The organism is Emticicia aquatilis (assembly GCF_014644295.1).
Lineage (GTDB): Bacteria > Bacteroidota > Bacteroidia > Cytophagales > Spirosomataceae > Emticicia > Emticicia aquatilis.
This window is the reverse complement of record NZ_BMKK01000004.1, coordinates 517,804-529,623: the sequence shown is the minus strand read 5'-3', so window position 1 is coordinate 529,623 and position 11,820 is coordinate 517,804. Positions and strand designations below refer to the sequence as shown.

At 35.3% G+C, this 11,820-nt stretch carries 9 protein-coding genes; 1 reads left to right on the top strand and 8 read right to left on the bottom strand.

Features of this window, described 5'->3' with window-relative positions:
* Nucleotides 1–134: 134 nt before the first annotated feature.
* The 7 genes from dapF to IEX65_RS12395 all read right to left on the bottom strand — a co-directional run bounded on the left by dapF (nucleotide 135) and on the right by IEX65_RS12395 (nucleotide 4,841).
* Complete coding sequence (gene dapF, locus IEX65_RS12425; protein WP_188766386.1) at nucleotides 135–899, bottom strand: diaminopimelate epimerase; 765 nt, start codon at nucleotides 897–899, stop codon at nucleotides 135–137.
* Nucleotides 900–1,159: 260 nt separating this feature from the next.
* Nucleotides 1,160–1,516, bottom strand: a complete 357-nt coding sequence (gene rplS / locus IEX65_RS12420; protein WP_188766385.1) for a 50S ribosomal protein L19 — start codon at nucleotides 1,514–1,516, stop codon at nucleotides 1,160–1,162.
* Between the two features lie 220 nt (nucleotides 1,517–1,736).
* Nucleotides 1,737–2,156: an arsenate reductase ArsC gene (locus IEX65_RS12415; RefSeq protein ID WP_188766384.1), complete on the bottom strand. Its 420-nt coding sequence runs from the start codon at nucleotides 2,154–2,156 to the stop codon at nucleotides 1,737–1,739.
* A 40-nt stretch (nucleotides 2,157–2,196) separates the two neighbouring features.
* Nucleotides 2,197–2,667 carry a DUF6428 family protein gene (locus tag IEX65_RS12410; RefSeq protein WP_188766383.1) on the bottom strand — a complete coding sequence of 157 codons (471 nt, stop codon included), beginning with the start codon at nucleotides 2,665–2,667 and terminating at the stop codon, nucleotides 2,197–2,199.
* A gap of 22 nt (nucleotides 2,668–2,689) precedes the next feature.
* Nucleotides 2,690–3,010 (bottom strand): ArsR/SmtB family transcription factor, encoded by a 321-nt coding sequence (locus tag IEX65_RS12405; protein WP_188766382.1) that lies wholly within the window; start codon nucleotides 3,008–3,010, stop codon nucleotides 2,690–2,692.
* Between the two features lie 96 nt (nucleotides 3,011–3,106).
* The gene (rlmF, locus tag IEX65_RS12400; protein WP_188766381.1) at nucleotides 3,107–4,051 is read right to left on the bottom strand and encodes a 23S rRNA (adenine(1618)-N(6))-methyltransferase RlmF; all 945 of its coding nucleotides are present in this window, start codon (nucleotides 4,049–4,051) and stop codon (nucleotides 3,107–3,109) included.
* A 97-nt stretch (nucleotides 4,052–4,148) separates the two neighbouring features.
* Nucleotides 4,149–4,841, bottom strand: coding sequence for a class I SAM-dependent methyltransferase (locus tag IEX65_RS12395; RefSeq protein ID WP_188766380.1), 693 nt, complete (start codon nucleotides 4,839–4,841; stop codon nucleotides 4,149–4,151).
* 299 nt (nucleotides 4,842–5,140) lie between these two features.
* Here IEX65_RS12395 and IEX65_RS12390 point away from each other — a divergent pair, with 299 nt between their 5' ends.
* Nucleotides 5,141–6,856, top strand: a complete 1,716-nt coding sequence (locus IEX65_RS12390; RefSeq protein ID WP_188766379.1) for a GMC oxidoreductase — start codon at nucleotides 5,141–5,143, stop codon at nucleotides 6,854–6,856.
* A 55-nt stretch (nucleotides 6,857–6,911) separates the two neighbouring features.
* On the opposite strand, the gene IEX65_RS12385 is transcribed toward IEX65_RS12390, so the two are convergent.
* Entirely contained in the window at nucleotides 6,912–11,750 is a 4,839-nt protein-coding gene (locus tag IEX65_RS12385; RefSeq protein ID WP_188766378.1) for a T9SS type A sorting domain-containing protein, read from the bottom strand.
* Between the last annotated feature and the right edge of the window lie 70 nt (nucleotides 11,751–11,820).

Genomic DNA, 11,820 nt, shown 5'->3' with positions numbered 1-11,820 from the left:
GTTAGGTTGTCGAAATTATGCACTCCCGACTGATTATGCAATGTTTTTGTAGTAAATGTTTTAGGAGAAATAGAAAAGCCTTGATTTATATTTATAAATCAAGGCTTTTCTAAAAGATAATATGTTGTTTACTTTCAAAGAATACCATCAAAAACCTTAATAGCAGGGCCAATAAGGTGAATATCGGAGAAGTCTTCGTTGAATGAAACTTGGAGATTTCCACCTTTGGTAATAACTTTTATTGGACTTTTCATACCCTGAAGCAAGTACGCCGATAGGGCAGAAGCCGTGACACCAGTTCCACATGAATACGTTTCGTCTTCTACTCCACGCTCATAAGTACGTACGTAAATGGTATCATCATTTAAGATTTCTACAAAATTTACGTTTGTGCCACCTCGTGCCATCCATTCATCAGAATATCTGATTTTTTTCCCTTCGGCATAAACATCAAATTTCTCAATATCATTGACATAAGCTACGTAATGTGGCGAGCCAGTATTCATAAAATCATAGTCGGCATGACGTTCAAGGCTGTGAACTTCGCCCATTTTTAACGAAATTACTTTGCTATCAGCTTGAGCAGTATGCTCACCGTCAACGGCTATGAATTTAGTGTTTTCTTTGAAGATACCTAAATCTTCGGCAAAACGAACGGTACATCGGCCTCCATTGCCACACATACTTCCCTCACGGCCATCGGCATTATAATAAACCATTCGGAAATCATAGTTGGCATCATTTTGCAATAAAATTAAGCCATCAGCACCAATTCCGAAACGGCGGTGGCAAAGATGTTCAATGTATTCTTGGCTTGCTGGGAAATTGCCTTCACGATTATCAATCATCACGAAGTCGTTGCCTGTACCTTGATATTTATAGAATTTTATGTTGTTCATATTATCTTAAATTAAAGGAAGACTTCGCTGGGCGACATTCACTCAAAGCGAAGTCTTCCTTAGAAATCGCTACTGTTATTGAATAACAAATATTCGATACAATTTAGTTTACAAGTTTGCCTAACGGATATAAAAAAAGCCGCTCCAATGGGGCGGCCTTTTCCTACACAAAATTATGAAAAAGCTATTACTTTTATCTTTAGACAATTTTGAAGTGAAAAAGTTAGATTTTTGTATAACTTTTTTTTCAAAATGTTTTCTTAGTTTTTCTTTAATTCTTTGATACGTGCAGCTTTACCTTGTTTTCCACGTAAGTAGAACAATCTTGCACGACGTACTTTACCGTAACGCACTACTTCGATTTTATCAACGCTTGGTGAAAGAACAGGGAAAATACGCTCTACACCTACACCATTAGAGATTTTACGTACAGTAAAAGATTCTCCGTTTGTACCAACGTTACGACGTTGAATTACAGTACCAGTATAAACCTGAATACGCTCTTTATTTCCTTCAACAATTTTAACGTGAACGCTAATTGTATCACCAGCCTTAAATTCAGGTTGTGTTTGTCTCTTGCCAGCAAATTCTGCTTCGACTAACTTAATCAAATCCATTGTTTTGTTATTTACTTGATTATCAAATGTTTATACGGTTAGTGAAGCGGCTGAACCGTACAAAGCCCAGCATTCTCCTAATCGGACTGCAAAGTTAATAAATCTTAATCGTAAATCCCAATCAACGAATAAAAATTTCGTTTGTTGTATTTGCTGTGACTAAAGTATAAAAAAAATAATTACTTGTAAAGTTTTCTTGAAAAATTTATAAAAATATTTTTTAAAGCTGATGTGTAGTTACGAAATCTCGGACATATTCTTTAATCATATCTCTAACTCGTGCAAATTCGGCTACGATTTCATCTTCTGTTCCCACAAATTTGGGTGGGTCTGGAAAATTATGGTGAAACTTATTGGCTCTACCTACCCAAATAGGACAATGTTCGTTGGCGTTATCGCAGACAGTTAATACATATTCAAAATCAATATTTTCATATTCGACTACATTATTTGAGGTGTGTTTTGAAATATCAATTCCATCTTTTCTCATGGTTTCAATGGCTCTTGGATTAACTCCGTGAGTTGTAATACCCGCACTATACACTTTTACTTTTTGTGCATCTGTGAAATGTTCGAGATACGCATGTGCAATCTGGCTCCGACAACTATTACCCGTACACAAGACTAAAATATTTGTCATTGTTATTTTTAAAGAATTGATTATTAGTTGATTAATAATTTTAGCAACATCCACCACCTGGTGTGCAGCAAGCACTCGCTGCCGCTACTTGCGAAAGGTTTACTTTTAATTTTTCGGCAGGAATACCGCACGAGTCTTGTGCCAAACAAGCGGTTTGTTTGCTCAAAAGCATGAAGTCTTTACCATTAAAGCCCAGTTCGTATTTTCCTATGGTTTCGGCTTGGTATTCTACTTCGATTTCGAGGTCTTCTATACCCAAAACTTTCTCTGAAAGTGCAATAATATCAAGTAATTTCTTTGGTTTTAAGCGGTGTTCGGTATCGGTAGCATTCCATAGTTGGAAGTTTGCTACTTTTTCATTGCGAACGGTTCCGCCACAATCAATAAAATGCTTTGTGATGACTCCAACTTCGGTTACATGGAAGTGTTCGGGAACTTGAGTGCCATTTTCGAGTTCAAAATTTACACTGTCAAGTGTTGGGAGAAGTGATTTTACTTCTGAAAGTTTCATTGTATTTGAGATTTAAGTTTGATTAACAACAAGTATTTTGGATAGGCTGCATTGGACCGAATAGGCCTTTGATTTTACTAAAAACTGGCTCATTGATGCAGTAGCAAATGGCATTTCCTTCGATATTGCCTTTGATAATTCCTGCGTTTTTTAATTCTTTCAAATGCTGCGATATGGTTGGTTGTGCCAATGGAAGTTCATTGACAATATCATTGCAGATACAAGCATTTACTTTCAATAAATATTCAATTATTGCTACACGAGCTGGGTGAGCGATAGCCTTTGCAAGCATTGCTACCTCATTTTGATTTTCGGTGAAAAGGTCGGTTTTTGTAAGCCCCATTTGAAAGTATATTTTTATATTGCAATATTACGATATGTAGTTTATTAAAAAAAGAGAAATCGTAAGTTTCTCCTGTTTTCAAAGCGAAGATACCCTTTAGCGTTCAGTTTTAAATGTCCAAGCCACAATTCTGCTAATTTTTTGCCCTTGTGCCATGTTGATGGTTTTTACTTCAACGGCATTAACTTTTTTAAGGTAATAGTAAATACTCGGTAAATGTTCTTTTTTTGCGATAAGGCTCGTAAACCACCTAATTTGTTGGCCTATTTCTTTACTTTCAAAAATCATATTTCTGACAAATGCTTCTTCGCCACCTTCACACCAAAGCTCGGCATTCTGACCACCAAAATTGAGTTTGTTTTTGTCTTTCAATCCTAAGTTTTTATTCTTTCGCTGGCTTCCCGTTGCGGCTTCTTCAGCTGATGCATGGAATGGCGGATTACAGATTGAAACATCAAAAAACTCGTTGGGTTTTATGACATCAGTAAAAATTTGTTTACTCGATGCCTGCAATCTACACTCAATTTTATCGCTTAGAACACTATTACTTTTGATAATATTTTGGGCAGATTTGATGGCAATCGGGTCAATATCAGTGCCGACAAAATCCCAACCGTAGGCTTGCGAGCCAATGATTGGGTAAACGCAATTGGCACCTACTCCAATATCTAAAATCTTGATTTTCTTACCGGTTGGAATTTGTTTTTGGTTTTCATCGGCCAGTAAATCTGCTATATAATGAATATAATCAGCACGCCCAGGAATGGGTGGACAAAGGTAGTTTCGTGGAATATCCCAAAGCGAAATTTGATAAAAATGCTTTAAAATGGCACGATTGAGCATTTTTACGGCATCAGGATTGGCAAAATCAATACTTTCATCGCCAAATTTATTGAGGCTAACAAATTTTTCTAAATCTGGGCAAGAGGCAATTAGTGCCTTAAAATCATAACGAAAACGATGTGGGTTTCGAGGGTGAAGCCCAGATTTTTCGGTCGAATCTTTTGGTTTTTGCTCTTTTTGCTTTTCTTTTCCGAACATACACTCATTTTTTTGACAAAGTACGGCTATAATTTGCAGAAACAAAAATAGCACACTCCCTAAAATAGAGGTGTGCTATGCGTTTTTTTAACTAAACCTAAACTAATGAATTTTCTAACTTTTTATCTTTCAATATCAAACCATTCGCATACTTGGTCGTGACGAAACCATGCTCAATGAGATATTCTAAATTCCATTTACGAACCATACCGTGATTAGGCAAGTTCGGACTTTCAACGTGGTGAACAATATGACCTTCTCCGTAATAATCATTCACTTCTTCGGCAGGAATATTGAACGGTGCTGAATTTATCAGTGGGAAATATTCGAGCGTAATGATTAATTGTTTGGTGCCAATATCTGATAGGCGGTCGATTGCTTTGAGGTAATCTTTTCTCATTTCGAGTGGTAAAGCAACCAAAGAGGCACGGTCATAAATCCAATCAATTTTGCCAATTTCTTGATTGCTGAGCGACATGAAATCTTTCTTGAGCAAGATAATATTGCCTGAAATGAAGGTTTCATCGTCGAGTTTTTGAAAAGAAAGGTTATTTTCGCTGAAAAACTGTAAGATAGCTTCTTCGACTAATTCGACGCCAATAACTTTATTGGCATATTGTGCCAGATAAAGCATATCTACAGTCTTTCCGCAGAGGGGTACGAGTATATTCTTGTTTTCAATTTCTTCGGGCGTCATGTACTCTAACACATAAGGGTGAATGTCTTTTCGGTGAAAAGAGGTGTAAAATCCGCCGAGTTCCCATGACTTAATCCAAAATGATGCTTCCATTGCTTTTTCGTAAATTTTGTGTTTTGATATTAGTTTTCTATGTTTTTTGATTTGAGGAAGTAAAAGCCGACTCCGAAGAGCCGACTTTTGGTACTTACTTATTTCATGGCTGTTAAGTGATTACAAAATTAGGGGCTTCTGGTGAAGCTACATAGAGTTAAACTACTACAATCAATAGGGGTTTTTACTTGATTTTTAAGTTTAATACGAAGCCCTGAAAAAGTTTTTGAGTCGAAATGATATATTCGTATATTCACGGATAATATTATCGGAGCAGTGCAACAAACTAACGACTGAAAATGAATATTCAAGGAAAAGCAAAAGAACAAATGACCTATGATGCCATTGTGGTAGGTTCGGGAATTTCGGGAGGATGGTCGGCAAAAGAATTATCAGAGAAAGGACTCAAAGTTTTGATGCTTGAGCGTGGCCGAATGATTGAACACGTGAAAGATTATCATACCGCCATGACTGCTCCGTGGGAATTTCCGCATCATAATTTGAAGATGCCAGAGAAAGAGTTAGAAAAATATCCAGTGCAGAACCGCACGGGTTTTACGATAACCGAAGCTACGGCTCATCATTTTGTGAATGATTTGGAAAACCCATACATAGAAGACAAACCTTTTGATTGGATTCGTGGCTATCATGTAGGTGGACGTTCGCTGATGTGGGGAAGATACTCGTTTAGATTTTCAGACATAGATTTTGAGGCAAATGCCAAAGAAGGTGTTGGGGTTGATTGGCCGATTAGATATAAAGATATTGCACCTTGGTATGACCATGTGGAGCGTTTTGCAGGAATTGCAGGCAATCGTGATGGTTTACCGCAATTACCTGATGGGATTTTTCAGCCTGTGATGCCTGATAATTGTATAGAAAGCCATTTTAGGGCTACAATCAATGATAAATTTGATGATAGAAAAGTGATTTCGGCACGAGCGGCACATTTGACTGCTCCAACCGAAGAGCAATTGGCTTTGGGGCGTGCCAAATGTCAATACCGAAATCTTTGTATGCGTGGGTGTCCGTTTGGAGCTTATTTTAGTAGTCAGTCGGCTACGATTCCTGCGGCACGTAAAACTGGAAATCTGACGATTCGCCCACATTCGATAGTGAATTCAATCATCTATGATGAAAAGACTGGGAAAGCTTCGGGTGTAAGAGTAATCGATGAGCAAACTAATGAATGGTTAGAATTTAATGCAAAGGTGATTTTCTTGAATGCTTCAGCTTTAGGTTCGACATTTATTTTGATGAATTCAAAATCGAATCGTTTTCCGAATGGCATGGATGATAGTGGTCAACTCGGACATAATTTGATGGACCATCATTTTCATGTGGGGGCTAACGGTGATTATGACGGCGACTTAGACAAGGTTTATTACGGCCGTCATCCTGCGGGGCTTTATATTCCACGTTTCAGAAATGTGAATGGCGATAAGCAAAATTTCAAACGTGGCTATGGATTTGAAGTTTATACTTGGCGAGAAGGCTGGGGAAGTGCCGCCGAAATGGAAGGTTTTGGGGCGAATTTTAAGGAGAAAAATACGCAGTTTGGTAACTGGAAGATGATTTTAGATGCTTTTGGTGAATGTTTACCTTATTATGAAAACAAAGTTTCGTTGACAGACGATAAAAAAGATAAATGGGGACAACCTGTTCTGAAATTTGATGCTCAGCACCGAGACAATGAGCTTGCTATGCGAAAAGATGCTCAAGAACAAGCCATTGCGATGATGGAATCGGCTGGTTTTAAGAATATAGAAGGCTTTGATGCCAAAGCTACGATTGGATTGAGTATTCACGAAATGGGAACTGCACGTATGGGAAATGACCCTAAGACATCGGTTTTTAATAAATTCAATCAACATCATGCAGTGAAAAATGTATTTTGTACTGACGGAGCAGCTATGACTTCTTCGCCTTGCCAAAATCCATCATTGACCTATATGGCACTTTCGGCTCGGGCTGCCAATTATGCCGTTGAGGAGTTGAAAAAGATGAATTTGTGAGATTAGGTTTTGAGAAAATAAAATGAGCGTTACATTTTGTAACGCTCATTTTATTTTACTGCTTAACCACTCGATAGACTTGAGAGAGTTTTTCAGTATTTATTTTAATTAAATATACCCCAGACTGATACTGACTAAAATCCAAACTTTGTTTTTGATGTGTCTGACTTTGAGTATATGTTTTACTGTCGAGTAATTGGCCGATACTGTCAAATATTTTTAATTCGGTAATGGCATTTAGATTTGTTAAATCAATATTTAATTGGTTAGCTGTTGGGTTTGGATAGATTTGAATTAGATTTTGAATTGGGTTTTCGTTGGCTAAGATTAAATCAACTGTAAATTCACCAGCTAAGACTTTTCCTAAGCCGCAAGTCTTATTGGTTACTTTTGATACTTTATAACTGGTCGATTTTTCAGGGTTTAACTCTAACTTTAATTCGTTATCATAAATCAATTTAGGTTGATAATTCTTAAAGTTCTCACTCGAATCAGCCTTAGTTGGAAGTCCACTATATGCAAATTTTCCATCTTTATCTATCACTGAAATTGACCAAGGAGCATCACCTGTGAGTTTTACAAGTGCCTTTACTTTCTCACCTACAATAAACTGGCTATTACCAGTTAGGGTAGCAGTGGGTAACTCATAAATTTTTATAGGAATTGTCAGAGCTGCACTTGGAATATTTGAGTCTTCTGCCGAACCTTTGATTTGATAATTAAATCCAAAGGGAAGGTTATCGGGTAATTGGAAATTTAATCTGATGATTTTATAATTTGTAGAATCTGTAATAATTTTAGTTTTGATGGTTGAGATAGGCGTAAAATTTAGTCCATCTTTATCAGATAACAATACCTTATATTTATTTACATCAATATTTTTATCGGTCGTAAATAGCTTTATATCTAAAGAGTCTTTTTTACCACTACAAAATGTATTTGTATATTCATAGTTATAAAAAGTTACGTTTTGAGGGGCAGATGAGACATATTTTCTATAAAAACCAAGTGTTTCAATTCTTTTATCAGCTTTGTTTAGCACCGTAATGGTAGCATTTCCTGAAGAAGTACCTACACCACAATAGTTCCTTATGCTTGCAATGCTATATGTAGTGGTTTTAATTGGAGAAACTTTCGGTTGTCCTTCAATGGAGGAGAATTTACTACCATCAGCAAATTCATAATAGTATGTCATGCCACTGATTAGATATATCGAGTCTTTTGAAATGGCGATATTCTGTCCATTATTATTGATGGGCTGTACATTCAATGCAACACTATTTCCTAAGTATATTTCTGTATTTCCACTTAAATTTACCTTCGGAGGTGTGGCAATTCTAAGATAGATAGGGTCAGAATCCCAGCTCATTCGGGCATTGACTAAACTTAGTGAATCAGGATTGACATTTCCAGCAAAATAGTTTTTACTCCTACTTTTTTTGCGAATTTGTATAAAGTAATAGCCAGAATATATATCATTTGGGAGTTTTATTTTGATATTATTTGGCGTATTTTTAAAAGTTGTAAGTTCTTTATTATAAGAAGATTTTGAGTCGGTATGTAAATAAACCCCCATCAAAGTATCTTTATTTATACCTTCTAAATAACTTAAATCAAGTGTAAGACTATCACCTATACAGTACGTATTACTTAATGAATTGCTTATTTTGGCTTTAATTGTAGGGCTAACGATAACTTTTACACTTCCATCTGCCACACCTGCACCGCATGAATTATAAACAGATTTTATAGAATATGTGGTTGTTTGGTTAGGAGAAAAATACTTGCCATTGTTATATAAAACTTGGACCATATTACCAATATTATTGAATACAACTCCAAAAGCATTTATATTCAAGTTTTCTCCATTGTTTAACACAACATTTAGATTTTCTACTTGAGTTAGGTTGCCTTTTATATACAAATAAGAGGGGCCAAAAACTTCGGATTTCCCTGATTGAGAAGTCAATTTGATATTTGGTCGGGCCTTTACTGTAAAAGATAAGTAGCTGTAGTTTGAAATGTGATTACCAATTACAGAACGAATTCGATAAACATAAGAACCAAAACAAGTATCTGGTATTGTGAACGTGAGTTCGTTGATACCCTGTTTAGTTGCAACATTATAAAATTTTAGTTTATTAGGCGATAACTGTTCCGCACTGTTAAATTTTGCCAATTGAATGACTAATGAATCTTTTTTAGGCTTATTCCCTACATATTCATAGGCAATTATTTGTTCCGAACCAATACATTCTGAATTTACAATACCGTATTTTTTTGAAACTTCACCTAAATTATTGATAAGAGTTTCAACTTTTTGCACTTTTATTGTTTTGTTAAACTCAGTTGTTCCACACGAATTGGTTGCTGAGTTTAAGTAGAATGTTGTATCTCGATTAATATTAAATTTTGTGTTTAAATAAGAAAAATTTTCTGAATTATAGGTATAATTCTTTTGATTACCGTTTAGAGTAAAATTAAGACTTGACCCGTAGCCATTGAAAAACATAAAATTTGAGTAGTCAGTAATATAGGTTGTTTCGGGAGTGGTTGTGTGGTCGGTGGCTGAATTTTGTGAGAAAGTGTATGATAGATTATATGGCTTGGATTCTAAATTGTATTTTATACTATTACTTCTTACACCATTACTTTCAAATAATAGTTCAATTGATTTATAATTTAAATAATAGGGTACTTGGTACTTGAACGGCGAACTATCTACTTCATACTCATCGGTTGTGATATTTCCGTAATAGTCAGTTGCTTTAGTGATAGCCTTAACTTTAGGATTGTTAGACCAATTACCAAAGAATATAAACGGGACTTCAGTTATTGTACCCCTACATGCTTTATTTGATAGATTAGTTGCGTCAATTACTAATTTAGGTGTATTGGCATTCATGACAAGTACATCAACTTTATCGGATGAGTTGATAGTCGCACATGGATTCTTGATAGACTCAATCTTAATAGTTGTCGATTTATCGACAATCATTTTAATAGATTGCTCGCCGCCAAGAAGTGGGTCACAATTAGATTGACATTCCAATTGTTCTTGATTTACCTGCCCTTTTAAACCATTTGAAAGCGTGTAGGTGATAGGATAACCTCCTCGGTATGTAATCGGAATATTCTCTAAGTTTGCTCCATTACCTGTCGAATATACAAGTGTTTTAAAAGAAACCTTGGGTGATAATAGAATGGTTGGGCTTGTAAAAAATTGGCTAATCTGTACATTTGAGTTATTCGATAAGGCAATTACGTTAAGCTGAACGTTTTTTATAGCAACTCTTTTTGTTCCTACAACTCTATCAATTTGTTCATTCAGATTTGTTGGTATTGTTATAGATATTTTTTTATTTCCTGCGTCAGTTTTTACCGATTTAATTTCATCTAAGCTAACAAGATTGCTCGTGGAATTAAGTGCTACCCCACTATTTGGTAAATATTCTTGATAAATTACTTCGGGAAACACTCTAAAGCGAATATCATTCAGTGCAGCATTTTTTGATAGATTTAAGGCATAATCTACTGTGTTTCCTTCACATATACTCGTTGAGGTGGTCTTGAAGTCAATAAATTGATAGTTTGAAGGCTTGATTATTAATTCAGGTCTTAAACTTTCCAAAACTCCACAAGCGGTAGCTATTTTGTTAAAAATGAGCGTTGTGTCTTTTTGAGGCATCGGCAAACTGATATTGGAAGCCGAAACCAACTCATTTGGTATGATATTTCTATTATTAATAACCAACTCTTTCAATGGCAGATAATATGCTGAATTTCTGTTGCCATCAATATATTGAGGAAATGAAATTTGAATTTGTTTATCATTGAAAGTAAGAACATGCGGCCCAACAGTATTTGTTTTTGTAGAAACAGAAATACCTGATACATTACTTATCGAATTAGTTTTCTCATCAATTATTCTAATATTATAACTCTCATTTTCTCTTAAAAAGCTTGGAAACGCTACTGTAACTTGATTGTTTATGTCTAAAGTAGATTTTACACTTCCAGTAAGCGACTTAAACTCAAAATCTTTTGAAAATTCGATTCTTAATGGAGCATTTAACTGAATGAAATTTGAAGTGATATTGATAGCGAATGGAATATCTTTACAGGCATTGTATTCATTTTTAATGATAAACTGGTCAAGGGCAATTTTTTTTACTACTTTGGCTTGTCCCATAGCCTCACCTTGTGTATCACATGAATTTGAAATTTCGCTGATTTTATAAATATTCACAGTATCCTGGGGCAAAACTGGTATTTCTATTATTGATGGAACACTCGAAACTTTTGATTCAAATACACTTCCATCCGAAAGCTTAGTTTTAACTGTTTGGAAATAATTAGACGAAATTATACCGTTTTTGAACTTTATGGGTAATTTTAAATTTACCTGTGGTGCATTTTTATAGTAAGCTGTTTCTTGTGAAAAATCAACGAAAAAAGGGAGTTTTCCGACCCCATATTCAATAAAAACGGAGTTCATAGATAGTATCGAAGGATTAGTAGAACCCATTTTGATTTGATACTTAGTGCCAACTTTCAAATTTTCAGGGAGTTCAAAGAGTGCATTTCCAGAATAACCAATATCCGTTTTTATTGAATAAATAGTAATTACATTTGAATTGCCAAGCTCCGAAATCTGCAAAAAAAACTTGTTATCTTCTTCATAGGCGGTGCTGCTTGTAGTTGTTATATACCCAAATGTGTAAGGTACCTTTTTAACACCGTATAATTGAGCATTTATCAGCCTGCCTCCGCACTTATAATCATCGCTTTCGGCTGTTGAGAAAAAAGTGTAGCCGTCTTGAGGGGTTATATTTTGGGCATTTAAAAATAATGGAAACAAACAAAGTAGCAAAAGTGTAGATTTTAATTGCATAAACAGTTGGTTTGATTTTAGAAACCAAAGTTATGAAATAAAGGAATTTAATGAAAAAGACGACTCAAAA

Excerpts from the sequence above, each read along its gene's own strand:
- IEX65_RS12395 (WP_188766380.1), bottom strand. The coding sequence starts at position 4,841 with ATGGAAGCATCATTTTGGATTAAGTCATGGGAACTCGGCGGATTTTAC.
- IEX65_RS12385 (WP_188766378.1), bottom strand. The coding sequence starts at position 11,750 with ATGCAATTAAAATCTACACTTTTGCTACTTTGTTTGTTTCCATTATTT.
- dapF (WP_188766386.1), bottom strand. The coding sequence starts at position 899 with ATGAACAACATAAAATTCTATAAATATCAAGGTACAGGCAACGACTTC.
- rlmF (WP_188766381.1), bottom strand. The coding sequence starts at position 4,051 with ATGTTCGGAAAAGAAAAGCAAAAAGAGCAAAAACCAAAAGATTCGACC.
- IEX65_RS12415 (WP_188766384.1), bottom strand. The coding sequence starts at position 2,156 with ATGACAAATATTTTAGTCTTGTGTACGGGTAATAGTTGTCGGAGCCAG.
- IEX65_RS12410 (WP_188766383.1), bottom strand. The coding sequence starts at position 2,667 with ATGAAACTTTCAGAAGTAAAATCACTTCTCCCAACACTTGACAGTGTA.
- IEX65_RS12405 (WP_188766382.1), bottom strand. The coding sequence starts at position 3,010 with ATGGGGCTTACAAAAACCGACCTTTTCACCGAAAATCAAAATGAGGTA.
- rplS (WP_188766385.1), bottom strand. The coding sequence starts at position 1,516 with ATGGATTTGATTAAGTTAGTCGAAGCAGAATTTGCTGGCAAGAGACAA.
- IEX65_RS12390 (WP_188766379.1), top strand. The coding sequence starts at position 5,141 with ATGAATATTCAAGGAAAAGCAAAAGAACAAATGACCTATGATGCCATT.